The organism is Streptomyces sp. NPDC002795 (assembly GCF_042888725.1).
Taxonomy (GTDB): domain Bacteria; phylum Actinomycetota; class Actinomycetes; order Streptomycetales; family Streptomycetaceae; genus Streptomyces.
The window spans coordinates 469,288-493,403 of sequence record NZ_JBIAQB010000005.1; the positions used below are offsets into that span (position 1 = coordinate 469,288).

At 69.9% G+C, this 24,116-nt stretch carries 22 protein-coding genes; 9 read left to right on the top strand and 13 right to left on the bottom strand.

Annotated features, from left to right (window positions below; genetic code table 11):
* Positions 1 to 70: 70 nt before the first annotated feature.
* The 3 genes from ACFYWS_RS18285 to ACFYWS_RS18295 form a co-directional block, all read right to left on the bottom strand.
* Positions 71 to 1,447 (bottom strand): GntP family permease, encoded by a 1,377-nt coding sequence (locus ACFYWS_RS18285; RefSeq protein ID WP_389277020.1) that lies wholly within the window; start codon positions 1,445 to 1,447, stop codon positions 71 to 73.
* A 119-nt stretch (positions 1,448 to 1,566) separates the two neighbouring features.
* A complete protein-coding gene (locus ACFYWS_RS18290) occupies positions 1,567 to 1,884 on the bottom strand; it encodes a winged helix-turn-helix domain-containing protein (RefSeq protein WP_389277023.1) in 318 nt (105 codons plus the stop codon).
* The gene (locus tag ACFYWS_RS18295) at positions 1,871 to 2,407 is read right to left on the bottom strand and encodes a hypothetical protein (protein WP_389277026.1); all 537 of its coding nucleotides are present in this window, start codon (positions 2,405 to 2,407) and stop codon (positions 1,871 to 1,873) included. The genes ACFYWS_RS18290 and ACFYWS_RS18295 overlap by 14 nt, the downstream gene beginning before the upstream one ends.
* A gap of 231 nt (positions 2,408 to 2,638) precedes the next feature.
* Between ACFYWS_RS18295 and ACFYWS_RS18300 the strand changes: the two genes are divergently transcribed.
* Together ACFYWS_RS18300 and ACFYWS_RS18305 are read left to right on the top strand one after the other, a co-directional pair.
* A complete protein-coding gene (locus tag ACFYWS_RS18300; RefSeq protein WP_389277029.1) occupies positions 2,639 to 5,248 on the top strand; it encodes an ATP-binding cassette domain-containing protein in 2,610 nt (869 codons plus the stop codon).
* Between the two features lie 354 nt (positions 5,249 to 5,602).
* Positions 5,603 to 7,081, top strand: coding sequence for a family 43 glycosylhydrolase (locus ACFYWS_RS18305; protein ID WP_389277032.1), 1,479 nt, complete (start codon positions 5,603 to 5,605; stop codon positions 7,079 to 7,081).
* Positions 7,082 to 7,113: 32 nt separating this feature from the next.
* Here ACFYWS_RS18305 and ACFYWS_RS18310 read toward each other — a convergent pair whose 3' ends face one another.
* A complete protein-coding gene (locus ACFYWS_RS18310; protein ID WP_389277035.1) occupies positions 7,114 to 7,623 on the bottom strand; it encodes an Lrp/AsnC family transcriptional regulator in 510 nt (169 codons plus the stop codon).
* Positions 7,624 to 7,777: 154 nt separating this feature from the next.
* Between ACFYWS_RS18310 and ACFYWS_RS18315 the strand changes: the two genes are divergently transcribed.
* Positions 7,778 to 10,126, top strand: coding sequence for a pyruvate dehydrogenase (locus ACFYWS_RS18315; RefSeq protein WP_389277038.1), 2,349 nt, complete (start codon positions 7,778 to 7,780; stop codon positions 10,124 to 10,126).
* A 25-nt stretch (positions 10,127 to 10,151) separates the two neighbouring features.
* On the opposite strand, the gene ACFYWS_RS18320 is transcribed toward ACFYWS_RS18315, so the two are convergent.
* Both ACFYWS_RS18320 and ACFYWS_RS18325 read right to left on the bottom strand, forming a co-directional pair.
* Entirely contained in the window at positions 10,152 to 10,742 is a 591-nt protein-coding gene (locus tag ACFYWS_RS18320) for a helix-turn-helix domain-containing protein (protein WP_389277041.1), read from the bottom strand.
* Between the two features lie 22 nt (positions 10,743 to 10,764).
* Positions 10,765 to 11,928, bottom strand: coding sequence for an LLM class flavin-dependent oxidoreductase (locus ACFYWS_RS18325; protein ID WP_389277044.1), 1,164 nt, complete (start codon positions 11,926 to 11,928; stop codon positions 10,765 to 10,767).
* 248 nt (positions 11,929 to 12,176) lie between these two features.
* Between ACFYWS_RS18325 and ACFYWS_RS18330 the strand changes: the two genes are divergently transcribed.
* From ACFYWS_RS18330 to ACFYWS_RS18345, 4 genes are read left to right on the top strand one after another with little or no spacing between them, the layout of a single operon-like run.
* Complete coding sequence (locus tag ACFYWS_RS18330) at positions 12,177 to 13,580, top strand: purine-cytosine permease family protein (protein ID WP_389277047.1); 1,404 nt, start codon at positions 12,177 to 12,179, stop codon at positions 13,578 to 13,580.
* Positions 13,577 to 14,008, top strand: coding sequence for a RidA family protein (locus ACFYWS_RS18335; RefSeq protein ID WP_389277050.1), 432 nt, complete (start codon positions 13,577 to 13,579; stop codon positions 14,006 to 14,008). Before ACFYWS_RS18330 ends, ACFYWS_RS18335 begins: the two co-directional genes overlap by 4 nt.
* Positions 14,005 to 14,802: a creatininase family protein gene (locus tag ACFYWS_RS18340; protein ID WP_389277053.1), complete on the top strand. Its 798-nt coding sequence runs from the start codon at positions 14,005 to 14,007 to the stop codon at positions 14,800 to 14,802. Before ACFYWS_RS18335 ends, ACFYWS_RS18340 begins: the two co-directional genes overlap by 4 nt.
* A gap of 60 nt (positions 14,803 to 14,862) precedes the next feature.
* Positions 14,863 to 15,363 (top strand): flavin reductase family protein, encoded by a 501-nt coding sequence (locus ACFYWS_RS18345; protein WP_389277056.1) that lies wholly within the window; start codon positions 14,863 to 14,865, stop codon positions 15,361 to 15,363.
* A gap of 31 nt (positions 15,364 to 15,394) precedes the next feature.
* Here ACFYWS_RS18345 and ACFYWS_RS18350 read toward each other — a convergent pair whose 3' ends face one another.
* The 3 genes from ACFYWS_RS18350 to ACFYWS_RS18360 form a co-directional block, all read right to left on the bottom strand.
* Positions 15,395 to 16,549 carry an LCP family protein gene (locus ACFYWS_RS18350; RefSeq protein ID WP_389277059.1) on the bottom strand — a complete coding sequence of 385 codons (1,155 nt, stop codon included), beginning with the start codon at positions 16,547 to 16,549 and terminating at the stop codon, positions 15,395 to 15,397.
* Between the two features lie 60 nt (positions 16,550 to 16,609).
* Complete coding sequence (locus ACFYWS_RS18355; RefSeq protein WP_389277062.1) at positions 16,610 to 17,149, bottom strand: transglycosylase SLT domain-containing protein; 540 nt, start codon at positions 17,147 to 17,149, stop codon at positions 16,610 to 16,612.
* Between the two features lie 417 nt (positions 17,150 to 17,566).
* A complete protein-coding gene (locus ACFYWS_RS18360; RefSeq protein ID WP_389277065.1) occupies positions 17,567 to 17,875 on the bottom strand; it encodes a hypothetical protein in 309 nt (102 codons plus the stop codon).
* 145 nt (positions 17,876 to 18,020) lie between these two features.
* Here ACFYWS_RS18360 and ACFYWS_RS18365 point away from each other — a divergent pair, with 145 nt between their 5' ends.
* Positions 18,021 to 18,332 carry a DUF1778 domain-containing protein gene (locus ACFYWS_RS18365; RefSeq protein ID WP_389277068.1) on the top strand — a complete coding sequence of 104 codons (312 nt, stop codon included), beginning with the start codon at positions 18,021 to 18,023 and terminating at the stop codon, positions 18,330 to 18,332.
* Positions 18,329 to 18,715 carry a fic family toxin-antitoxin system, toxin component gene (locus tag ACFYWS_RS18370; protein ID WP_389277071.1) on the top strand — a complete coding sequence of 129 codons (387 nt, stop codon included), beginning with the start codon at positions 18,329 to 18,331 and terminating at the stop codon, positions 18,713 to 18,715. The genes ACFYWS_RS18365 and ACFYWS_RS18370 overlap by 4 nt, the downstream gene beginning before the upstream one ends.
* Positions 18,716 to 18,732: 17 nt before the next feature.
* On the opposite strand, the gene ACFYWS_RS18375 is transcribed toward ACFYWS_RS18370, so the two are convergent.
* From ACFYWS_RS18375 to ACFYWS_RS18390, 4 genes are all read right to left on the bottom strand, one after another.
* Entirely contained in the window at positions 18,733 to 20,103 is a 1,371-nt protein-coding gene (locus ACFYWS_RS18375; RefSeq protein WP_389277075.1) for an aspartate aminotransferase family protein, read from the bottom strand.
* Positions 20,104 to 20,148: 45 nt separating this feature from the next.
* On the bottom strand, positions 20,149 to 21,255 hold the full coding sequence (locus ACFYWS_RS18380) for a phosphotransferase (protein ID WP_389277078.1): 1,107 nt from the start codon (positions 21,253 to 21,255) through the stop codon (positions 20,149 to 20,151).
* A gap of 152 nt (positions 21,256 to 21,407) precedes the next feature.
* The gene (locus tag ACFYWS_RS18385; protein ID WP_389277081.1) at positions 21,408 to 22,358 is read right to left on the bottom strand and encodes an SDR family NAD(P)-dependent oxidoreductase; all 951 of its coding nucleotides are present in this window, start codon (positions 22,356 to 22,358) and stop codon (positions 21,408 to 21,410) included.
* A gap of 187 nt (positions 22,359 to 22,545) precedes the next feature.
* On the bottom strand, positions 22,546 to 23,982 hold the full coding sequence (locus tag ACFYWS_RS18390; RefSeq protein WP_389277084.1) for an amino acid permease: 1,437 nt from the start codon (positions 23,980 to 23,982) through the stop codon (positions 22,546 to 22,548).
* Between the last annotated feature and the right edge of the window lie 134 nt (positions 23,983 to 24,116).

Sequence of the window (24,116 nt, forward strand, 5' to 3'; positions counted from 1 at the left end):
TTTCTCTCGGACTTCTCTCGGGTTTCTTTCGCGGTGCTCTCGTCCGTGTTTCCGGGGTGGCGCGCGGGGCTCACACCACGAAGCTCACGGCGATGACCAGCACCAGCGAGACGACCGATGCCAGCGCGGTCACGAAGGTGAGTGCCTTGAGCGCTCCCCGGGTGGTCACGCCGAGGAGTGGCTGGAACATCCAGAAGAAGTTGCTGTTCACCTGGAGGGCGAAGAGCGAGCCCGAACCGATGGCCAGCGCCAGCACCGCGGGCGGCACGGCGAGGTCGCCCATGATCGGGGCGATGATCCCGGCCGCCGCGATGGCGGCGACGCCGATGGAGCCGATGGCCAGGTGCAGCAGCGCGGCGACCAGCCACACCAGCAGGATCGTCACCACCGTGAACATGCCGGCGTCGGCGGAGAAGATCCCGGAGAGCACCTTGTCGAGGCCGGTCTTGCCGATGACGGCCCCGAGCGATCCGCCCACTCCGGTGACGAGCAGGATCTGCCCGGTGCTCTGGAATCCCTCGGTCACCGCCTGGTCCACCCGCTCGTTGGTGAGCACCCGCTTCGCCAGGACGTACGCGCCGACAAGACCGGCGAACAGCGCGAACGCCGGGTTGCCGAGGAAGGCGAGGAGATCGGACTCCACGCCCGCGGCGTCGGCGATGGCGCCGGTGGCGATGAGCAGCAGCGGGACGACGATCGGCAGCAGCGAGAGGTACAGCGGCGGCAACGGGCGGCGGGCTCCGGGGTGATGGGCCTCGGGCGCGGCCACGGCGTCGGTGTCGTCGGCCGGTTCGTCCCGCGCGACCTCGGTGTCGGGCACTTCGTCGGTGTCCGCGTTCCACAGGCCGAAACGCAGCAGCCGGCCGAAGAGGAACGTCGTCAGCAGCGCCGCGAGCGGGCCGAGGACGAAGCCGTACACCAGCATCGTGCCGAGCGGTACATGCAGCAGCCCGGCGACCGCCAGGGTGCCGAGGCCGGGCACGACGAACACGTAGCCGACGAGGATGCCCGCGCTCAGTGCGCCGCCCATCATGGGCAGCCCGTAGCGGCCCATGCGGGGCGCGGCCGACTTGGCGAGCGGGGCGGCGAGGACGAGTTGGACGTCCACGTAGATCGATGGGAAGACGGCGCTCAGGGCGCCGGCGAGCGCGTAGGGAAGCTTTCCGGGCCCAAGGAGGCGCATCAGCTTCTCGACCAGTTTCTGCAGCGCTCCCATGGAGTTCAGCAGCGAGCCGAGCAGCACGCCGAAGCCGATCAGCAGTCCCACCTCGGCCATGATGTCGCCGAAGCCGTCGACGATGGTGTCGATGGTGCCCTCGAAGCCGAGGCCGGTCGCGATGCCGAGATAGAGCGAACCGATGACCAGGGCGATCACCGGTTCCACTTTCGGCACCAGAATGAGTAGAACGACCACGAGGATGGCTATCGCGGTGTGCAGTGCTGTCACGGGGGTTCCTCTCACCACGGCGTGAGTTCATGTGAGGGAAACATGGTGGCCACGGTGGCGGAAGGCAGGAATCCGCGAGGGGGGTATCAGGCGTCCTTATGGCCCGCGTTCGCGCGCCGTCAGGTGTCGGCTTCGTCGGCGCGGCGCCGTGATGCCTCGACGACCTGCTGAAGGGCGGCGACGTGGTTCTCCAGGGCGCCTCGGCCGGCCTCTCCCAGACTCACCCAGGTACGCGGCCGCTTGCCGACGTAGCCCTTCTTGACCTCGACGTACCCCTTCGCCTCCAGGGTGCTGACCTGCTTGGACAGCGCTGACGCCGAGACGCCGGCCTCCTCGCGGAGCCAGCCGAACTCGGCCCACTCCACGCCCGCGAGCAGCGACACGATCGTCAGCCGGGTCGGGTCGAGGAGGACGGCGTCGTACTCAAATGTGGCCATTGAGGGCGCTTCCCTTGGTGTTCCGCTCGCGTGTCGCCGACGATGCCAGCGCGCGCTGCATCCGTCCCCCGAAGAGGATCAGCGCGCCGCCCAGCACTACGCCCAGCGCCGTCCGCCAGTACGGCACATGCACGCCGAAGTCAGGCTGGAGCAGGGCGAACACGATGGCGGCCGCGGCGCACACGAGGATCACCACGCGCGAGACCAGGGCGAAGCGTCCGTAGATCTCGCTCCTGCGCAGCCGGGCGCGCTGGCCGAGCACCGCCGATCCGCGCCGGGTGTTCAGCAGGACGACGTAGAGGACGGCCAGCGCCGAGACCGCGGGTGTGAGCCAGCGGGTCGCGCCCGAACCGAAGAAGTCCGGAGCGGCGAGCATCGCGAAGACGAGGACGCCGAACAGCACGTCCACCCAGCGTGCCGAGCCGGTTCCGTCGTGGGCCTGGGTCCTGCGCTGCTGGATGCTCCGCAACGCCTGGGCCGCCTCGGCGGACTCGGTGGCGGTGGGCTCGTGGGGCTCGGGCATGGGACCTCCATCGATGTGCTCCAGCAGAACTTGTTTCCTGAGAGGAAAGTAGTTTCCCGGGGCTTGGCCGTCAAGCGCGGGCCGCCCGTCTCGTGAGCCTCGTTCGCCGCTGACGTTTCGCATTTCGGCGAACCAGCGAATGCGCCCCGCAGGCAGGCCGCACCGTAGCGGCAGGCGCACACCTGGCCGGTCCGCTGAACTTCTCTGGACCTCGATGAGCAAGGAGGCCGCATGCGGCGTCGAACGAAGGTGGCTGTGACGCGGGAGACGGGACGCGGACGCATGAGGACTCTGCGGCGCCCACGGATCGAGGAGCCGAAGGTCTCGGAGTCCGAACTGGAGCTGTTCGGGGGCCCGTTGCGCTACGACATGGGCTGGAGCAAGCACGAGTACGCCCGCCTCGACCTCACCCTGTGGGGTGCGCTCAAGTCCCTGCCCCGACTGGTGGGACACACCATCGCCCTGGCATGGCATGCCGACCGGCGCTCACTGATCACGGTGGGCGCGAGTGAGGTGGGTCAGGGCATCGCCGCCGCGCTGAGGCTGCTCGCCGTCAACGCGGCCCTGCATGCGGTGCTCGCGGCCGGTTCCGATGTGCGCGGCCTGCGTCACGCACTGCCCGCGGGAGCCGTGATCGTGGTCGTCAACAGTGTCAACGCCATCCTGGCGTCCTGGTCGACCTCGGCAGCGGGAAGCCTGGAGCCGAAGGTCGAACGCGCCGCGTCCGAGCAGTACTTGGCGGCCTGCGAGCGCGTCGAGATGGCGGCGATCGAGGACGGCGCGTTCCGCGAGTTGATCGACCGGGCGCAGTACGGGGCGAACGAGGCGCGACGCATGATCGGCTCCAGTGTCTCGGCGATCAACAGCGTGTTCTCGCTGATCGCCTCCGGCGGGGTGCTGCTGGCGCTCAACCCGGTCCTGCTGCCGATGCTGGTTCTGATCGTGGCACCGCGGAGCTGGGGCGTGATGCGGGTGGCCCAGCAGCGGTACTTCTCGACCATGACCTGGATCGAGCACCTGCGGGCGAGCCGGGTACTGTCCAGCCTCCTCACCTCGGTCACGGCCGCGTTGGAGGTGCGCGTGCACGGTGTGGGCACGTTCCTGCTGCGCCACTTCCACCGGATGTCGCACACCGCCGAGTCCGAGCAGGAGCGGCTGGCCAAGGACAAGGCCCGCACCGAACTGGCCGCGTCCGCCCTACAAGGGATCGGCTACCTGCTGACCTTCATGCTGATGATCGGCCTGTGTCTGTCGGGGCACATGAGCGTGGCCGCCTTCGGCACCGCCGCCATGGCACTCAACTCCGGATCCGCCGGGATCGGCGCCCTGGTCAGCACGATGAGCCAACTCCACGAGCAGTCCCTGTACGTTCATGATCTGGCGGATTTCCTCGTGAAGGCCGACGGCCGGGCCATCCCGGAGGGCGGCCTCCCGCTGCCCGGCCGGCCCCGGTCCATCCGCCTGGACAAGGTGAGCTTCCGCTATCCCGGACGCGACGAACCAGCCGTCAAGGACGTCTCCTTCACGATCCCGCTCGGCAGCGTCATCGCCCTGGTCGGGCCCAACGGCTCCGGAAAATCGACGCTGGTACGCCTGCTGTGCGGACTTCACCTGCCCGGCGAGGGACACATCCACTGGGACGACGTCGACATCGCCGAAGCCGATCGACACCACTTGTTCGCGCACGTCAGCCTGCTCACGCAGAGCTTCGAACGCTGGCCGTTCACGGCCGCGGCGAACATCCGCATCGGCCGGCCCGAGCACGAAGCCACCGACGACGAGCTGCACACCTCCGCCCAGTACGCGGGCGCGGACCGTGACATCGCGGGACTCCCCCGCGGCATGAACACCCTGCTGGGCAAGCAGTTCCGCGGCGGAAGCGATCTCTCCGGCGGGCAGTGGCAGAAGATCGGTCTGGCCCGCGCGCACTTCCGCGACGCCTGCATGATCATCGTGGACGAGCCGACGTCCGCGCTCGACCCGGACGCCGAGCAGCATGCGTTCGACCAGATCCTCGGGCTCGCGGGACCGGACCGCATCATCGTCGTGGTCACGCACCGGATGGCGGCGGTCAGGCACGCCGACCTCATCTTCGTCCTGGACGAGGGCCGTCTGATCGAACAGGGCAGTCACGCCGAACTGTTCGCCGCCGAGCCCACCAGCCGCTACGCACACATGTACCGCCTCCAGGCGGACCAGTACGAACACCTCCCCCACCACTCCGTGCCGGGCGCCACCCGGCCGACCGCCCCCGAACCGAAAGGGGCCACCCCCATGCTCACCACACAGGGCGACTGGAACCGCGGCTACGCCGAAGGCCGGCGCTATCGTCGCCTGGACGACGCCGAGCGGTCCTGGCTCGCCGCCCACGTTCCCGCACCGCCCACGGGCAGGGCCCTCGACGTGGGGTGCGGCACCGGTGAACTCGCCGCACACCTGGCGTCGTTGGGCTACATCGTGGACGCCACGGACTGGGCCGAGAACGCACTCGCCGAGGGCGCGGCACACCACCCCGCGGTGGAACGGTGGCTGAAGCTCGACATCGAACGAGATGACTGGGGCCCGCTGCACGAGACCGGGTACGACCTCATCACCCTGCGGCTCGTGGTCGCGTTCCTGGACGACCGTGCGCGGACCCTGCACGCGCTGGGTCACCGGCTGCGGCCCGGCGGCGTCCTGGTCGTCATCACCCCGCTCGCCGCCGAGACACCCGCGGAGCGCCGTGCCATCGCCCTCGACGAGGAACAGCTGCGGGAACTGGGAGTCGGCTGGGCCCATGCAGAACGCACGGACGTCCCCGGCATGGCACTGCTTGCCCTGCGTCGCGCATCGGCTCCGTGAACCCCTCGCCGCGCGGTGAAGTGCCATGGCGATCGGCATGACACCCACACAAGCGGGTGCGCCACTCGCCCAGTAGGTTCTCCTCCGCCTCGCCCCATGGCCGGTTCAGCGCCCCCGTCGGCTTCCGTGCACTGCCGCAGCGTGCGTGGGCGGCGACGCCTCGATGTCGCCAAGTCCAGGAGCGCAGACCACGGAGGCTGCGGTCGCGGGTGGCCAGGTCACGCTCGCGGCCGCACCGGCCCGCCAAGTCGAACCGGTGGCCGACTCGCCGCCCCAGCCGCCGCGTTGACACACCTGTGCCCCTTCCCTACCGTCCGGAAGGCTTGGGACTTACATCGATGTGAGGAGTCGCTCATGCGCGCACGGTCCCGTGCCGCTTCGGTCGCCGCTCTGGCCGCGGCTCTACTCGCGCTGTTCGTCGGCCTGGTCGGCGCGCCGCAGGCCACCGCGGAGAAGCCCGCACCGGCCGCCGGGCAGAAGCCGGCACCGGCCGCGGCCGCGTCGAGCACCTTCCGCAATCCGCTCAACACCGGCCCGGACCCGTTCCTGTCCTACGCGAACGGCGCCTACCACCTCACCACCACCCAGGGCACCAGCATCAAGATGTGGAGCTCGTCCTCCCTGGCCACGCTGCTCGACGCCGACCCGAAGACGGTGTGGACGGACAGCGACACCTCACGCAACCAGCACATCTGGGCGCCGGAGTTCTACCGCTTCGGCGACCGCTGGTACATGTACTACACGGCCGACGACGGCACGGACGACCACCACCGCCTCTACGTACTGGAGTCAGCGGGCGACGACCCGACCGGCCCGTACCACTTCAAGGCGAAGCTCGCCCCGCCCAACCACCGGGACGACTTCGCGATCGACCCGGGCATCCTCCAGCACGACGGCAAGCTCTACCTCGCGTACAGCGGCATCAACCCGTACCAGCACAACGGCCTGAACATCGCGCCGCTGTCGAACCCGTACACCGTCTCGGGCGACGCCGTCGCCATCGACGGCGCGGGAGGCTGCCCCGAGGTCCGCGAGGGCCCCGAGTTCCTGAACAGGGGCGGCCGTACGTGGATGACGTATTCGACCTGCGACACGGGCAAGCCCGACTACCAGGTGTGGATGATGTCCCTCGCGGACGGCGCAGACCCGCTCGTGCCGGGCAACTGGAAGCAGCACGACGGCCCGGTGTTCGAGCGCGCGGACGACCGCGGCGTGTTCGGCCCCGGCCACCACGCCTTCTTCAAGTCCCCCGACGGCAAGGAGGACTGGCTGATCTACCACGCCAAGACCACCTCGACGAACACGTACAGCAACCGCACGACCCGCGCCCAGAAGATCGGTTGGAACGCCGACGGCAGCCCCGACCTCGGTACCCCACTCGCCATGGGCGCCACCCAGGACCTGCCCTCCGGCGACCCCGGCTCCGGCAACCACTGGATCAACGACGACGGCCGCTCCAGCGGATCCGGCTCCGTCACGTACACCGGCACGTGGAACTCCGGTACGGGCTGCGCGACGCAGTGCTTCTGGAGCGACGACCACTGGGGCGACAAGGCGGGCAACACCGCGACGTACGCCTTCACCGGCACCCGGATCGCCCTGCTGTCCGTGCAGGACACCGGCAACGGCATCGCCGCGATCAGCGTGGACGGCGGCCCCGAGCGGCGCGTCGACTTCTACGGCGCGATCCGCACCGGCGAGACCCTCCAGTACCTCAGCCCCCGCCTCACGAACGGCCCGCACACGGTGCGGGTCCGGGTGACCGGCGACAAGAACGCCTCCTCCTCGGGCGCATTCGTGAGCGTGGACCGTGCGGAGGTCTACGCGGACTGAGGCCCGCTGGAACAGCGCCGGCGGGCGCCGGTTCAGCGGTGGCCGGGATGATGTCGTCGATCGCCGCTCGTGTCGGCGCGACGGAGCAGCGGCGTGAGGCGGTGGGGCACCAGTTCACGCATCGCCAGGGCCGTGGTCGTCCGCTCGATGCCCGGGATGTCGAGAATCCTGCCCGCCACCCGGTACAGGTCTTCCGCGTCGGCCGCCACCACCCTCACCAGCAGGTCGGTGTCGCCGCTGAGGCCGAAGACCTCCACCACCTCGGCGATCCCGGCCAACGCCGTGGAGACTTCGGCCAGTCGATGCTGGTCGACCCGAGCGGTCACGAAGGCGGTCAGCGGATACCCGAGCGCGCTGGGAGTGATCCTGCGCTCGAAGGCGCCGAGCGCGCTGCCGCGCTCCATTTTCGCCAGCCGTGCCTGGACGGTGTTGCGCGAAAGACCCAGTCGTTCGGCCAACGCGACGACCGTCGCTCGGGGTTCGGCCGAGAGCGCGAGCAGGATCTGCGCATCGGTGCCGTCAAGCCTCTGCTGGGTGTTCATAGTGCTCAAGTAATTCCCCTCACCGGCAAGCGAACTTGAGCACAATGCTCAATCCGACACTGGCATCTTGTGCAGGCGGCGGCCCAGATATCTACTGCGGGATCACAAAGCCAAACCCAGCGTGCTGGGTACATGAGTGAGGTGGTTCGTTGTGGTGTCTCCCAGCACGCCGGCCGACGCGCATGAAGCGGGGCGAGCCGGCAAGGACGTACTGACGGCGCTGGAGGCGATCGAGCGGCGGGTGCTGTGGCTGTCCACCGCGATCATCGACCATGCGAACCGGGTGCGCCCCAACCGGTCGGGGCTGAAGGTCGGCGGGCATCAGGCGTCCAGCGCCTCGATGGCCTCGATCATGACCGCGTTGTGGTTCCATCAACTGGCCGCCGAGGACCGGGTGTCGGTCAAACCCCACGCCTCTCCGGTGCTCCACGCGATCAACTATCTGCTGGGGGAACTGGACGAGGAACAGCTCACCACGCTGCGCGCCTTCGGTGGCCTGCAGAGCTACCCCAGCCGCACCAAGGACCCCGATCCGGTGGACTACTCCACCGGATCCGTCGGCATCGGCACCACGGCACCGCTGTGGGGAGCCATCGCCCGCCGCTACGTGGACGGCCACTTCGGCGGCGCGGGCACCGGCCGGCAGTACTCGCTCCTCGGCGACGCCGAGCTGGACGAGGGAGCCGTCTGGGAAGCGCTGCGGGACCCGATGGTGCAGAACCTGGGCGAGGCCGTGTGGATCGTCGACCTCAACCGCCAGTCCCTTGACCGGGTGATCCCCGGCATCGCCGCGGACACACTTCAGGGCATGTTCGCGGCAGCGGGCTGGCAGGTGCTGACCCTCAAGTACGGAAGTCTGCTGCGGGAGTTGTTCACCCGCCCCGGCGGCGAGGCACTGCGCACCCGCATCGACGCGATGGGCAACCCCGAGTACCAGCGTCTGCTGCGCTGCACCGCCGCCGAACTGCGCGAGCGGCTGCCCGGTGCCGGGTCCACCGCAGGCCCCATCGCCGAGCTGATCTCCTCGTTGGACGACGCCTCACTCCTGGCCGCGCTGCGCAACCTGGGCGGGCACGACCTCGGCGCACTCCTCGACGCGTTCACGGCCATCGACGACACCCGCCCGACCGTCATCCTCGCCTACACCGTCAAGGGCCACGGACTGCCCACCGAGGGGCACCCGCAGAACCACTCCTCCCTTCTGACCGCCGATCAGATGGCCGCGCTCGCGCAGCGCCTGGGAACGGATCTGGAGAGCCCCTGGTCCCGCTTCGACGAGGACTCGCAGGCCGGCGCACTGTGTGCGGCGACCGCGGACCGGCTGCGGCGTCCCGCCCGCGCACTCCAGGCACCTCCCGAGGTCCCGGCCGACCTCGGGCGCCCGGCCCCCACCGGCACCGGTACGACCCAACAGGCCCTCGGGCGGGCGCTGTTGGACCTGACCCGGCGGGCGCCCCGGGCCGCGGAACGGATCGTGACGGTCAGTCCTGACGTGAGCTCCACGACCAATCTGGGCGGCTGGCTCAACAAGGCCGGTGTCTGGTCGCCGACGGAGCGCGCCGACTGGTTCGCCGACGACGCCGAGACCATCCTGCACTGGCGCGAGCGGCCCACCGGCCGCCATCTGGAACTGGGCATCGCCGAGACCAACCTCGTCGGGCTGCTCGGCGAACTCGGCACCACCTGGGACCGCTGGGGTCAGCCGCTGCTGCCCATCGGCGTGATCTACGACCCCTTCGTCAACCGGGCCCTGGAGCCGTGGTCCTTCGGGATCTACGCGGGCGGGCAGTCCATCCTGGTCGGCACCCCGTCGGGCGTCACGCTCGCCCCGGAGGGCGGTGCGCACCAGTCGATCACCACGCCCTCGCTCGCCATCGAGCAGCCCGGATGCCTGGGCTACGAGCCCGCTTTCGCCCTCGACACCGAGTGGTGCCTGCTGGCCGCGCTCGGCAACCTCGGTAGGCCCGAGGGGAGTTCGGCGTACGTGCGGCTGTCCACCCGGCCGGTGGACCAGTCCCTCGCCGCTGTGCCGGACGACTCGGTGGCGCGCGAGCGCCGCCGCCGTCAGGTGACGGCCGGCGCGTACCGCTTGCGACAGCACAGCGCCCCCGTCGTCACGCTGGCCGCGATGGGCGCCGCGGTCCCGGACGCGCTGGCCGCCGCCGACCGGCTCGCGGCGCTGGGGCACGGCGCCGACGTCGTCTGCGTCACCAGTCCCGACCTGCTCTTCCGTGCCTGTCAGGCGCGACGTGGCCAGGGCCGGGAGAGGGACCAGCAATGGGTACTGGACCAGGTGTTCCCCGCCGAGCGCGCCACCCCCATGGTCACCGTCCTGGACGGCCACCCGCACACCCTCGCCTTCCTCGGCACGGTCCGGAACACCCCCGTCACCACTCTCGGTGTGACCCGCTTCGGCCAGTCCGGATCGCTGGAGGACGTCCACAGCCACCACGGCATCGACGCCGACAGCATCGTCTCCGCGGCCCTCGACCTCGTCGACTGACGCGGCGGGGCCGCCCGCTGGGCGCTCACTGCCGCGAGACGATGAGAAGCAGTCGTACCTCGGAGTCGTCCAGCACCCGCCACCGGTGCGGAAGCGAGCCGGGGTAGCTGACGACCTCCGTGGGCCCGAGCTCTTCCCTGCGGCCGCCTTCAAAGTCGAGTTCGATGCGCCCGGTCACGACGTAGATCAGCTCGTGACCGGGGTGCTGGAAGTACTCCTCGAACTCCGCCGGGCCGCCCGTGTACTCGATCGGCTGGACCGGCCAGTCGTGCCGGGTCAGCGAGCGCACGACGGCCCCGTTGGGCGTGTCGGTCCGGGGCACCCGGATCGCGTCGGCCTCGCGGAGCACATCCACTTCCTGTTCGGCCGGGTGGGCGAGGAGTGCCGAGATGGTGGTGTCCAGGGTCCGTGCGATCCGGTTCAGCGTGGTGATGCTGGCCGTGGTGAGCCCGCGTTCGAGCTGGCTGAGGAAGGCGTGCGACAGGTCGGAGCCCTCGCCGAGCTGTTGCAGCGTCAGCTTCCGTGCCCGACGCAGGGCTCTGATCCGCACGCCCACCTGCCGCATGAGGTGGTCGTCCTCGGGGCGGGGGCCGTCGGCGACCGGTTTGCGTGCCACGGGAGAAGAGTACCTACCGCCGTCAGCCGAGCATCGGGACGACGTCTTCGGCGAAGCGCCGCATCTGTTCGGCTGCCATGTCGTAGGTGTGTCCGGGGAAGTGCGGGAACAGCACCAGGTGTTCGAGCCCCAGGGCGTCCCTGTGATGCGCGACGACCTCGGCGACCTCCTCCGCGGTCCCCACGGCCCAGGTCTTCTGCGCGGTCGACTCCTCCAGCGTGGGGACGAGGCCGGGGGGCGCCGGCTTGCCGTCGGGGCCCATGTAGCCGCGGCTCCAGCCGAACGGCGCGAGCAGGTTCCAGAACTCGTCGTGCCCGCGCCGGCCCGTCGTCCATGCCTGCTCGTGGGTGTCCCCGATGTGGAAGGGGAGCACCAGGATGCGCTTCTCGCCGGGGCGCAGCTCGACGCCGTGGTGCTCGGCGTAGAGCTCGGCGTAGCGCTTCCACTGCGACTCGATGAACGAGTGGTGCTGGTTCCACCACACGCAACCGTGCCCGACCTCCGCCGCGTAGCTCAGTGTCGGTGGGCTGGTGACGGCCTGCCAGATGTCGACCGGGTGCAGTGGTCCCGGCAGCAGTGACAGCGACTCGACCGGGCCGTCCGGACCTGTGGTGCCCGGCGGCGGGAACTCGAAGAACTTCCCCTTGTAGGAGAACGTCTCGTTCGCCAGCGCGGTGCGGATGATCTCCATGTACTCGGCGAACACCTCGCGGTTCTGCTCGTCGGCCGCGGCTCGGGCATCGCCCTCGGCCAGGTGGATGTCGGCCTGGTGCAGGGCGAGACTGCGCAGTTCGCGCGGTACCGTCCCGCGGCCGACCCCGAGCACGGCGCGCCCGCCGGAGAGGTTCAGCAGCGTGCTGAAGTCCTCGGCGAGGCGCAGCGGATGCCACTGGGGAACGATGTTGAACATCGCGCCCACCTGGATGCGTCGGGTGCGGGCGACCAGGTTCGCCTCCAGCATCAGGGAGTTGGGGACGACCTCGTATCCCTCGTGCTGGAAGTGGTGTTCGGCGAGCCAGTAGCTGTCGTAGCCGAGGTCCTCTGCCAGGACGCCGAGTTCGAGCAGGCGCTCGGTGGCGTGCCACACCTCCTCCCTGGAGGCCCGGCGTTGGCCTGCCGGGAGCCACTGTCCGTTCTGGACATCGGCCATCTCGATCGATCCGAAGTAGAAGACGCCGTATCGCACGCCGTACCTCCCAGTAGCGGGGTTGTCGAGCGGGGCCCGCCTCGACGGTCCTTGTAAGTGATACTTACATTCTCGTCCGCGTCAAGGCCTTCGCATGAGCCTTGAGGCCTTGACAGCAGCGCCTTTGGGTCTGACTCTCGTTCCCAGATGTTCGTGACATCAACAGTCGCCTGGATGTGAGCAGTTGGCCGGAATCGGCGGGACACAGCCGCTCGGCGACACACACCGCTCCAGCCTTGGAGGGCCTCATGGGTGGTAGTTCCGGAGCTCCGCGGCACCAGAGTTTTCCCGTCGAGAGCAATGGGATCGAGCATGTCGCCGAGGACGAACGGCGGGGCAAGGTCTCCTCGTCGTTCACGCTCTGGTTCTCGGGAAATCTCCAGTACTCGGCCATCGTCGTCGGCGCGCTGCCCACGGCGTTCCTCGGACTGAGCTTCGGCCAGGCCGCCCTCGCGCTCACGGTCGGCACCCTCGTCGGGAGCCTGCTGCTCGGGCTCACCTCGGCGATGGGGCCGCGGGCCGGTACGGCCCAAATGGTCCAGTCCCGGGGCCCGTTCGGGTACGTCGGCAACTTCCTGCCGACCCTGCTCCTGTTCATGACGGGCTTCGGCTTCTTCGCCGTGAACACCGCGCTCGGCGCCTACATCGTGCGCTATCTGTTCGGCATCCCGTTCCTGGGTGCCGTCGTGCTCGTCGCCGGCTTCCAGATGGTCATCGTGGTCATCGGCCACGACCTCGTCCACAAGGTCGAGCGGGCACTCGTCCCCATCATGGGCGCGCTGTTCGTCGTGGTGACGGTGTACGGGCTGATGGCCGGCGAGCTGACCGCCCCCGGCAAGGGCACCGAGCACGGCGTCGTCGGCGCCATGCTCACGGCGGTCGCGCTCAGCTCGTCGCGGACCTTCGGCTTCGCGATCTGCGCCTCCGACTACACCCGCTATCTGCCCACCGACACCAGCCGCGGGAAGGTCACAGGGGCCACCTTCCTGGGGGCCGCCGTGGCCGGGCTCTGGATGCACCTGCTCGGCGCGGCCATCGGTTCGGTGATCTTCCCGCAGAGCCCGACCGACCTCGTCACCGCCATCGCGCCGCCGGTCGTCGCGGTCATCGCGCTGATCCCGCTGCTGGCCTCGACCGTCGCCGCCGGTGTCATCGACATCTACTCCGGATCGCTCGCCCTGCTCATCGCCGACCTCCCGATGCGCCGCTGGGTGTCCGCCCTGGCCACCGGTGTCGCCGGTGGCTCGCTGGCCTGGTGGGCAGGACAGGGTGACGCTGCCTTCGCCCACTTCCAGAACTTCCTGTTCGTCATGGGGTATTGGGTGGGCCCCTGGCTCGGCGTGACACTCACCGACCATCTGATGTCCCTGCGCGGCGACGGGGTGCGCCCGGCCTGGTTCTACGACCGCAGCTGGCGGATCGGCCCAGGGCTGCCCGCCTTCGTCCTCGGCGTCCTGGTGTCGGTCCCGTTCATGAACCAGACCTTGTACGTCGGTCCCGTCGCCGCGAGGTACCCGTTCCTCGGTGACATCACCTACTGGATAGGCGGAGCCGTCGCGGCGTTGGTCTACGTGGTGATCCGCCGCACCCGGCCGTCCTGGTCGGTGGGGGCCCATACGTTGGACACCGGCCTGGACCGGAGTCCGGTGTGACGGCCAAGCGCGGGCTCGGCCCGCTGCACTACGGGACGGCCCAGCAGCCCTGGAGCCGCGGAGCCGCGGTCGGCCGCTGGGTCCTCACCAGCGGAATCGACGGCGTCGTCGACGAATCCGGAGCCGCCCTGTCCGGCGTCGAGGCCCAGACACTCATGGTGCTCGAACGCATCCGCACGATCCTCGCCGACGCGGGATGCGCCGTCGACGACATCGTGGCGCTCGACCAGTACCTGGCCGATCCCGCCGAACGGGCCGAGTACATGCGGGTACGGGACCGGTGGCTCGCCGAGCACGGTCCCGGCCTGTACACCTGCCGCGACTACGCGTCCCTGCTGATCTATCCACGCCTGGCCACGCCGGCGATGCGCGTGGAGATCCGGGCGATCGCCCACCTCCCCGATCCGATCCCGCAGGAGGGTTCATGACGTCCCCGTCGCACCGTTTCGCCGAGCTCAGCATGGCCCAGGTCAAGGAGCGGTGCTCCGCCGAATCCGTCGCGGTCCTGCCGGTCGGCGCGATCGAGCAGCACGGCCCGCACCTCCCCCTGATCACCGACGCGCTCGTCGCGGAGGCCGCGAGCGCGGCGGTCGTGCAGCGCCACGGTGAGGCGCTCGATCTGTGGCTCCTGCCGACGCTGTCCTACGGCCGGTCCGTGGAACACGAGTGGTCGCCGGGGACGCTGTCCCTGTCCACCGGCACGTTCGCCGCCGTCCTCGCCGACCTCGGCCGCAGCGTCACCACGGCCGGGATCCGTCGGCTTGTGCTGGTCAACGGGCACGGCGGCAACACCTCCGAGATCCAGACCATGCTGCGCGACCTCCGCCGCGCCCACGGCCTGCTGACCTTCGCCGTGAACGCCTTCCCACCACCGGAGGAGGATCCGTTCGCCGGCACGGAGCAGGGGCAGGGGATCCACGGCGGGGCGGGCGAGACCTCGCTGATGCTGCATCTGCGCCCGGATCTCGTCGACATGGACGCCGCCGTGCCACGCCTGCCTCGCGGCCTGAACAAGAACACGCATGTCCGTTTCGGCGGCAGCGTGAGCTTCGGCTGGCTGTCCGACGACTTCGGTCCTGACGGCTACCTGGGCGATCCGACACAGGCGACCGCGGACGCCGGCCGACGGGCCTTCGGAGCGATGACCGCGCAACTCGGTGAGCAGCTGGCCGAGATCGCGCGGTTCGACTTCACCCACCATCTCGCCGGGCCCGTGTTCTGAAGCACACCTCGCGCGCCGGGATCTCCGCACGGACCTCCGCACGGACCAGGAGAGACACACATGCACACCAAGCAACTTCCGTCGTTCCGCGATGTCCTGGGCCATTTCGCGTCCGGCGTGACCGTGGTGACCGGCCGCGACGAGCACGGTCCTGTGGGCTTCACATGTCAGTCGTTCTCATCACTGTCGCTGGAGCCGCCGCAGGTCATCGTCCTGCCCGGACGCTCGTCGACCAGCTGGCCGCGCATCGCCGCCGGCGGCCGATTCTGCGTCAACATCCTCGCCGACCATCAAGGGGACCTCAGCACGACGTTCGCGACACCCGGCATCGACAAGTTCGCCGGCGTCGCGTGGAGCCGGTCCCCGTCGGGACTGCCGCGACTGGACGGGACCTGCGCATGGCTCGACTGCACGGTCGCGGCGGTCCACCCCGGCGGGGATCACCTCATCGTCATCGGCGCGGTCGGCGATCTCGGGGCGGCGCTGCACGCCCGCCCCCTGCTGTTCCACCGCGGCCATTACGCGGGCATGACCGGGCTGCGGCCCGGGTCCACGCAATGACCGAGCATGCGCCGACCCGACCGTCCGGCCGTCAGGCCCCAGCCCCCGACACCACCGGCGAGTCCGTCCGGTCGCCCACCGAGTCCTGTGTCGCCTTCTTCGGGATCGGCTGGTCGTGGCGCAGGGCCTTCCACACCTGGTGCGAGGCCTTTTCGAGGGGCAGGACGCGGCCCGCGTCCTGTGCGTCGTAGGTGACCGGCAGTGTGGCCATGCTGGTGCGGTCGGGGCTGATGCCCTTCAACTCCTTTGCCAGGCCGAGGAGTTTGTCGGCGGACGCCAGCTCGGAGTCCGCGCTGATGCTCTTGGTCGCCGTGTCCGCCAGGGCGTAGGACTTGCTCGGGCTGCCGAGCGGGTCGACGGTGTCGGCCCGCTGGATCAGGGCCTTGATGAACGCCTGCTGGAGCTGGATGCGGCCCAGGTCACTGCCGTCGCCCACGCCGTGCCGGGTGCGTACGAGCGCGAGCGCGTCCTCGCCCTTCAGGCGGTGCTTTCCGGAGTCCAGGGAGAGGCCGCTGTTGCTGTCGTGGATGGCATCGCGGGTGGTGACGTCCACGCCGCCGAGCTCGTCGATCATCTTCTGGAAGCCCTTGAAGTCGACTTCGAGGTAGTGGTCCATGCGGACGCCCGACATCTTCTCGACCGTCTTCACGGTGCAGGCGGGCCCGCCCAGCGCGTACGAGGAGTTGAACACGGCCTTGTGGGCCGCCTGGACGTCACCGTGCGAGGTCTCGCAGGTGGGGCGGTCGACCTCGGTGTCGCGCGGGATGCTGACGACCGAGGCCTTCTTGTGGTCCTTGTCGACGTGCAGGACCATCGCCGTGTCCGCGCGGGCGCCCATGACACCGCTGCCGTACTCGCCGTGGGTCCCCGCCCGGGAGTCGGAGCCGAGCAGGAGGATGTTCATCGCCCCGCCGTGCTGTTCGTCGGGCCGGTCGGAGCCGAGGGCGGCGTCCACGTCCGTGCCCTTGATGTTGCCGTTGAGGTGCTGCCAGGCGTAGGCCACGCCGCCGCCACCGACCAGGGTCAGCCCCAGGGCGCCGCCCGCGATCCAGCGCAGAGCGCGCTTGCGCTTGCGGTGCCGGGAGCGGCGCAACCGGGCGGGGCCGTAGGCGGGCACCACGGGTGCCGCGGGCTCATCGGCCGGGTGCGGCTGGTCCTGGTGCTCGTTCCCGCTCTCGTGCGGCATGGGGGCTTCCTCACTGCTGGGTGCTACGTGCTACGTGCTCGGTGCTCGCCGGCCAGTGGCTCAGTAAGCGGAGTCGACGTTGTCGATGGAGCCGTAGCGGTCGGCGGCGTAGTTGGCGGCCGCGGTGATGTTGGCGACCGGGTCCGTCAGGTCGTTCGCCGTGCCCGGGACGTGGTACGTGTCGAAGGTGGGCTGGATCACCTGGAGCAGGCCCTTGGACGGGGTGCCGCTCTGGGCGTTCACGTCCCAGCCGTTCTCGGCGTTCGGGTTGCCGGAGGACTCGCGCATGATGTTGCGGTGCAGACCCTCGTACGTACCGGGGATGCCCTTGGACTTCATGATGTCGAGGGACTCGCGGATCCAGCCGTCGAGGTTCTCGGGGTAGGTCTTGGCGGACGCCGCGGCCTTCGTGGTCGCGGCGGCCGTGGAGGCCTTGGCGGCCGCACCGGTGTGCTCGGCGGCATGCGCCTGCGTGGGGACCAGGGTGAGGGCCGCCGCGATCGCGCCGGCCGTGGCGATCCCGGAGACGGAGATCTTGCGCATACGGGCGGTGCGGTCGGCAGTGCGGTCGGCGTTCGCCGGCGTCTGGACAATGAACATGAGGGGTGACTCTCCAACGGTTCTACGGGGGCACGCTCCCGGCGGCTCGGAACTCAGTCAGGGTTAGCGGCGCACGGCGGCCCGACGCAAAGGTGTGACGTACTACCCGGGTACGAAGAACCAGCGGATCGGGCACTTCGGACAGGCGCCGGATGGCGGCCTTCCACGCCGGCCGGGATTACTACCGCGCCTAGCATGTGCCGTGGCTCATATGGGTGGGCTCACAGCCGGAGCGGCCCGGGCCTCGTCGCCGGGGACTCGATACCCAGGGCTTCGGGTCGGCCGGGGGCCACGACCCACTGACAGTTCAGAGCCTGTGTCTCACCAAAAGGCCCCCGCCCGGCGAGAGTGCTGCCGGGCGGGGGCTCGTTCACGTGGTCAAGCGGTGAGGCGGTGAGGCGGTGAGGCGGTGGAGCCTCAACCGCCGATCGGGCCGGGGGCGTTGTTGTCGGCGTCCTCGCACTGCTCGATCCGCGCCTGGATCGCCCGCGCCTTCGCGCGCTCCTTCGCGGCCGACTTGTGGTAGCCGAGGGCGTCCAGCTTGCCGGCCTTGGACTTCAGATTCGCGACCTGCTGGCGCATCTTGGGGATGTTGCACGTGATCGGCCCACGGGCCGACACGCTGCCCCGGTCGGCGGCGGGGGCGGCCTGCGCGGGGACGGCAGAGAACAGCACGCCGCCCGCGATGGCGGCGGATACGGCGAGTGTGGTGAAGCGTCGGGACAAGGGGCTTCCTCTCCAAGTGGGGGGTCGCACAGCCCCGTTGGGGGCTGATGGCGATCTGTCACTGTATAGGAAGAAGATCAACTTTCCCTGGTACCCATCGCCGCTCTACTGGATGCGCCGTGGGGCCGGTAGTACCATCGGTACCATGGCGACCGACAGCAGCCCAAAGAAGGCCCTGAACCTGAGGTTCCCCGACCCGGCGCAGCGCGAGGCCATCGAGACAGCGGCGCGGCAGCAGAACATGTCGCTGCAGGAGTACATCCTGTCCGCGGCCTACGACAAGGCGACCGCGGTCGAGCGGTCCTACCTGAGCAGCTTCCAGGCGTCCATGGCGCACAGCGGAGCCGCCTTCAGGGACGCCGACGATCTGGACCCGAGCGCCGACCAGCGCGCCGCCGAGCAGGCCGCGCGCCGTGAACTCGGGGCGCGGCAGCCGGGGCAGGGGCACGCCGCGTGAGCGAGCCCGGCCCCCGCCACCCGCTCGACGTCCAGTTCCTCCTCCACGCGGCGGAGCTCCTCGACGGCGACCCGCAGGTCGACGACTACGGGACCTTGTACGCCACGGTCGCGCGCGTCAACGCGCGGGCCCTGGAGCACGACATCTACGGGTCACTCCACTTGAAGGCGGCCGCCCTCCTTCAGACGCTGGCGCGGCTTCCCTGCCTGGAACACTCCAACGCGGCGTTCGCCTGGCACTCCGCCGAGGCGTACCTGATGTTGCACGGCCAGCGCCTCGACTACCCGCCGAAGGCGGCGGTCGAGCTCGTGCGCGACGCCGCGTCGTCCCGCCTCGGGGTCGCCGGAATCGCGCGTCAGCTCCGCGACTGGACCACCGCCTGACCGCCGGGTCCGGGGTCTCACCGCCCCGCGCTGTCCGTGAGGACTTCGTCCAGGACGCTCAGCAGCCGGTCCGCGTCGTTCGTGTCGAAGACGAGTGGTGGGCGGATCTTCAGGACGTTGCCGTGCGTTCCCGTCGCCGAGATCAGGACCCTGCGTTCACGGAGGCCGTTGACCACCGCGGTCGCCAATGACTGGTCCGGGGTCTTGGTGTCTCGGTCCGTGACCAGTTCCACGCCCACGTAGAGGCCCGCCCCGCGGACGTCCCCGACGGCCGGGTGGCGTTCGCTCAGGTCGGCGAGGCCCGCGCGCAGGGCCTCGCCTACCCTGCGGGAGTTGTCGAGCAGGTTCTCGTCGCGGATGACGTCGAGGGTCGCCTGGGCGGCGGCGATGGCGACCGAGTTGCCGCCGAAAGTGTTGAAGTACCGCATGTCGTGGCCGAATTCGGCGACGGCGTCGTGGGTGACGGCGATGCCCGCGACGGGGTAGCCGTTGCCCATGGGTTTGCCCATCGTGACGATGTCGGGGTGCAGGTCGTGGCGCTGGTAACCCCACATCCGCTCCCCCGAGCGCGCGAACCCGCACTGCACCTCGTCCGCGATGAACAGTCCGCCCGCCTCCTGCACCGCCTTGACGGCCGGGCCGAGCAGGTCCGTCGGCCGGGCGTACAGGCCGTCGGAGCTGAAGAGCGAGTCGACGACGAGCGCGGCCACGCCCACTCCGTGGCGCTCCAACTCCCGTATCCGCGCGCGCACATGGTCGGCGAACCACTCCCCCATCCCCTCCTGCGGGACGCGGTACGAGTCCGGGGTCGGCACCCGGCGTACCCAGGTGCCGAGCACGGCGTTCTCCCCCATCGCCGGCGAGATCCCCGCCACCTGGTCGGAATTGCCGTGGTACGCCTCGGAGGTGATGATGACGCCCTGGTTGCCGGTGCGGTACTTGGCGATGCGCAGCGCGAGGTCGTTGGCCTCCGAGCCGGTGCAGGTGAACATGGTGTGCCCGTCCGCGACCGGCCCGGTCAGGGTGGCCAGCAGGTCCTCGGCGTAGTCCAGGACGCCTTCTTGCAGGTAGCGGGTGTGGGTGCACAACGTCTGCATCTGCTGGTGCACGGCCTCCACGACGTGCGGGTGGGAGTGGCCGACCGAGACGACGTTGTTGTAGGCGTCGAGGTACTCGTTGCCCTCGTCGTCCCAGAGCCGGCAGCCCTTGCCGCGCACGATGTGGAGTGGCTGCTGGTAGAAGAGGCGGTAGGCCGGTCCCAGCAGCTTCTCGCGGCGTTCGATGAGTTGGCGGGAGGAGTGGGAGAGTCCCTCCGCCGCGTTCGGGTCGAACGCGTTGTTCATCTTTCCGCGGTTCTTGGCCTTGGCCTTGGTCTCAGGGGTGCTCATGCTCGTCCTTGGTGGTGGGCGATGGGCAGGTGATCGGCTGCCCTGTCAGAGGAACGTCGTGGAGATCTCGTCGGGCGTACGGTCGAGGAACCACGCCAACTGGGCCCATCCCGGCGCGGTGTTGCGCAGGATGTACGTGGTGTTCCCGGGGATCAGCGACGCGCGGTGCAGGGTGATGAGCGCCCGGGCGACCACGCGACCCATGACGAGATGCGGGAGCAGCGCCAGTTCCGTCTCGGTGAGGTCGGTGCGGCGCAGGTATCCACGCAGTACGTCGCGGGCCTCGGCGAACAGGTCGGGCACCGGTCGCCGCGCGGCGTCCCTCGGCAGTTGGTTGAGCAGTGCGGTGGCGACATCCACCGCGATCGCGGTGTGTACGGCGTCGCCGAAGTCGATGACACCGGTGACGAACTCGGCGGTGTCATGGTCGACGAGAAGGTTCGAGGTGCTGAAGTCGTTGTGCAGCACCTGGCCGCGCAGGGAAGGCAGTTGGGGTACGACCACGTCCGTGTACCGGGCGAGGCCCGTGGCCAGGGTCTGGCGTTGTGCGGCGTCCGGGACGTCGTCGAGCAGTGGGTGCAGTGCCGGGAGGTGGCGGACGTCCCAGGCGCACACCCTGTCGTCCGCCGGGTGCCGGAACCCGGCGGTGGCGTGCCGCAGTCGGGCGAGCATCTCCCCCACGCGTTCCCGCTCGGGAGCGGACGTCCCGGTCGCGTCGAGGGGTATGCCCGGGGCGAAGGTCATGGTGCGTGCCAGGCGGCGTCGACCGGCCCCGTCCCTCACCGGTTCGAGCAGCCGGCCGCCGGCCGAGGGCAGCAGTTCGGGGACCGGAACGCCGTACCCGGACTCGTGCACGTGCCGCATCAGCTCGGCCTCGAAGGCGACTTCGCCGTCGTCCTCGTCCGGGTGGGCCACCTTGACGACGAATCGCTCGCCTTGTGAGGTGTCGAGGCGGAACGTGTCGTCCTTCTCGGTCGCCAGCCGGGTCGCGGCGACGACGTCGAGGGACCATCGTGCGCGGGCCAGGGCGACCGCCTCGGCTTCGTTCATGACCGCGTGGGCCGCGGCCAGTCGTCCGCTCCCGAGGCCGAGTTGACCGAGCGTCACACCAGGCCTCGCGCCCTCGGTCTGCTGGGCAACCGTGTCCGTCATGCGACCGTCCTCCCCCGGCGCGCCGGTCACCGGTGATCTCCGTAATGACGTACCTGACGTTGGTGCGCTCCTCGTGATCCGTGTACCGCTCGTACTCCTCGAAGGAATACGCCGTCATGCCCTCGCCAAAACCTGATGTCCGGCAACCGCCGCTACCGGAAGCCGAGGTCCGGGTCGCTTCCGGTCAACTCCACGCTGGCGGCCCAGAGTCGAGCGGCCACGTCCGGGTCGGCCATGTGCGCGGGGACGGGCTCACGCCGCGGTGTGCCGCGCAGGCCGAAGACCCGCGGCCCCCACAGCTGTCCTCCCCGCACCTCCGGGTCGAGGACGGCCCGCACCACGGGCCGGGCTCCGGCCTCCTTGCCCTGCACCACGAGCGCGGCGGGCAGAGCGCGCAGCCGTTCTCCGGGCGTGGTCACGGACACCGGCGGGCGGGACGGGGTGAGGGCGTCCAGTGCGCCGCCGGGGTGGGCCACCACGCTGAGCACGGTGCTGTTGATGGCGCGCAGTCGGCGGTCGAGTTCGAAGCCGAACAGCATCTGTGCGAGCTTCGAGCGGCCGTAGGTGCGCTTGGGCCGGTAGTCCCGGGTCGACTGCGGATCGCCGAGGTCGAGGCGCTCGGAGCGCGCCGCGAAGCTTCCCACCGTCACGACGCGGCCCGCCGGAGCCGCGGAGAGCAGCGGGGCCAGCCACTGGGTCAGGGCGAAGTGGCCGAGGTGGTTGGTGCCGAACATGAGCTCGTGGCCGTCTCCGGTCTCCCGGCGGGGCGGGTCGTCGAGCGCGACGCCCGCGTTGTGGACCACCGCGTCGAGACGGTCGAGGTCAAGACTGTCCACGGCCGACTTCAGGGAGGTCAGAGCGGCGAGGTCCAGGGGGAGGTGGCTCAGGTGTGCGTCGGGGACACGTGAGCGGATCGAGGCCATGGCGGCGTCGGCCTTGGCGCGGTCCCGGCTGCCGAGGACGATGTGTGCGCCGGTGGCGGCGAGTTGCTCCGCGGTGAAGTAGCCGATCCCGGCGTTTCCGCCGGTGACCAGGAAGGTGCTGCCCTCGGCGGACGGCGGCCGGTGGGCGTCCCACGGCCGGTGGCGGGATGCGGATGACATGTGTCGGGCTCCTTGCGGTCCGGGGCGGCGTGCTCGTCGGGAGCACCCTCGCGTCCAGGATGGCAAGCTCCACCGACATGTCGCCGACAGGTCTCCGACGCACCGCGGCCCGGACCATGACGTCGGTCGCCCGGCAGGCGCACGGTCGACGTCGCGGTCCGGGCCGCAGGAGCCCCCCGGCAGGTCGTCAGCCCGCGACCTCGGCCCGCTCGTCCGAGTCCTTCGCGCCGGCCTCCGCCTCGGCCGGTGCGGACTGCGGGCCCGTACCGGTCCTGCGGCGCACCGCGAGGACGTAGACAGTCGTGAGCAGCGCCAGCCAGACCGCGCCGACTTCGAGGGCCACGCGCGTGCTCTCGTGGAAGCCGAGGAGGACCAGGACGGCGGCCATGAAGACGAGCGTGACGATCTGGGCGTAGGGCCAGAACGGGGCGGGGAACTTCAGGGCCGCGGACTCCTCGGCGGACATCGAGCCGCGGGCCTTCATGTGGGTGAGCATGATCATCACCCAGACGAAGACCGTGGCGAACGTGGCGATCGAGGAGATGATCAGGAAGATCTCGCCGGGCACGACGGCGTTCATCACGACGCCGAGGAGCAGGGCGCCGATCATGACGAGGGTGGTCACCCAGGGCACGCCGTTGCCGGTCGTGCGGCGCATGGCGGCGGGGCCGTGGCCGCGCTCGGCGAGGCCGTACATCGTGCGTCCCGCGGCGAAGATGTCGCTGTTGATGGCCGACAGGGCGGCGGTCAGGACGACCACGTTGAGGACGGCGGCCGCGGACTTGAGGCCGACTCCGGCGAAGATCTGCACGAAGGGGCTGCCCGAGTCGTCGATCTGCTGCCAGGGGGTGATCGACATGATCACCGCGAGGGTCAGGACGTAGAACAGGATGATGCGCAGCGGGATGGTGTTCACCGCGCCCGGGATCGTCTTCTCCGGGGACTGCGCCTCGCCGGCCGTGACGCCGATGATCTCGGTGCCGCCGAAGGCGAACATGACGATGGCGAAGGAGATCACGAAGCCGTCGATACCGCCCGCGAAGAAGCCTCCGTGGTTCCAGAGGTTGTCCAGGCCGACGTGGACGTGGCCGCTGCCGAGGCCGAAGGCGATGACCGCGATGCCGACGAGGATCATCGCGACGATGGCGACGATCTTCACGAGGGAGAGCCAGAACTCCAGCTCACCGAAGACCTTCACGCTGACGAGGTTGAGCGCGCCGACGATGACGACGGCGGCCAGTACCCAGATCCAGCGGGGCACGTCGGGGAACCAGAAGCCCATGTAGACGCCGATGGCGGTGACGTCGGCGACGGCCACGATGACCATCTCGAAGGCGTACGTCCAGCCGGTGACGAAGCCGGCCAGCGGGCCGAGGTGCCGGTTCGCGTACTCGCCGAAGGAGCCCGCCGTGGGCGATGCCACGGCCATCTCGCCCAGGGACCTGAGGACGAGGAAGACGGCGGCGCCGCCGATGAGATAGGCCAGCAGGACGGCAGGGCCGCCCGCCTGTATGGATTCGGAGGAGCCGTAGAACAGCCCCGTGCCGATGGCGGAGCCGAGGGCGATGAAGCGGATGTGCCGTGAGTTGAGCCCTCGGCTCAGGCCGGCCTTTTCGGTACGCAAACGAGTGTCTCCCTCTTCGGGGTGGGGCCGACGGACGGACTGCGGGACCTGCGGTCCGGGCCTCGATGACGCGAACGCCAGCCTGTATATGCCTGTATATACAGGCGCGTCAAGAGGTAGTCCGGAGAGTGAGC

Excerpts from the sequence above, each read along its gene's own strand:
- ACFYWS_RS18290 (WP_389277023.1), bottom strand. The coding sequence starts at position 1,884 with ATGGCCACATTTGAGTACGACGCCGTCCTCCTCGACCCGACCCGGCTG.
- ACFYWS_RS18295 (WP_389277026.1), bottom strand. The coding sequence starts at position 2,407 with ATGCCCGAGCCCCACGAGCCCACCGCCACCGAGTCCGCCGAGGCGGCC.
- ACFYWS_RS18300 (WP_389277029.1), top strand. The coding sequence starts at position 2,639 with ATGCGGCGTCGAACGAAGGTGGCTGTGACGCGGGAGACGGGACGCGGA.
- ACFYWS_RS18305 (WP_389277032.1), top strand. The coding sequence starts at position 5,603 with ATGCGCGCACGGTCCCGTGCCGCTTCGGTCGCCGCTCTGGCCGCGGCT.
- ACFYWS_RS18310 (WP_389277035.1), bottom strand. The coding sequence starts at position 7,623 with ATGAACACCCAGCAGAGGCTTGACGGCACCGATGCGCAGATCCTGCTC.
- ACFYWS_RS18330 (WP_389277047.1), top strand. The coding sequence starts at position 12,177 with ATGGGTGGTAGTTCCGGAGCTCCGCGGCACCAGAGTTTTCCCGTCGAG.
- ACFYWS_RS18340 (WP_389277053.1), top strand. The coding sequence starts at position 14,005 with ATGACGTCCCCGTCGCACCGTTTCGCCGAGCTCAGCATGGCCCAGGTC.
- ACFYWS_RS18345 (WP_389277056.1), top strand. The coding sequence starts at position 14,863 with ATGCACACCAAGCAACTTCCGTCGTTCCGCGATGTCCTGGGCCATTTC.
- ACFYWS_RS18350 (WP_389277059.1), bottom strand. The coding sequence starts at position 16,549 with ATGCCGCACGAGAGCGGGAACGAGCACCAGGACCAGCCGCACCCGGCC.
- ACFYWS_RS18355 (WP_389277062.1), bottom strand. The coding sequence starts at position 17,149 with ATGTTCATTGTCCAGACGCCGGCGAACGCCGACCGCACTGCCGACCGC.
- ACFYWS_RS18365 (WP_389277068.1), top strand. The coding sequence starts at position 18,021 with ATGGCGACCGACAGCAGCCCAAAGAAGGCCCTGAACCTGAGGTTCCCC.
- ACFYWS_RS18375 (WP_389277075.1), bottom strand. The coding sequence starts at position 20,103 with ATGAGCACCCCTGAGACCAAGGCCAAGGCCAAGAACCGCGGAAAGATG.
- ACFYWS_RS18380 (WP_389277078.1), bottom strand. The coding sequence starts at position 21,255 with ATGACGGACACGGTTGCCCAGCAGACCGAGGGCGCGAGGCCTGGTGTG.
- ACFYWS_RS18385 (WP_389277081.1), bottom strand. The coding sequence starts at position 22,358 with ATGTCATCCGCATCCCGCCACCGGCCGTGGGACGCCCACCGGCCGCCG.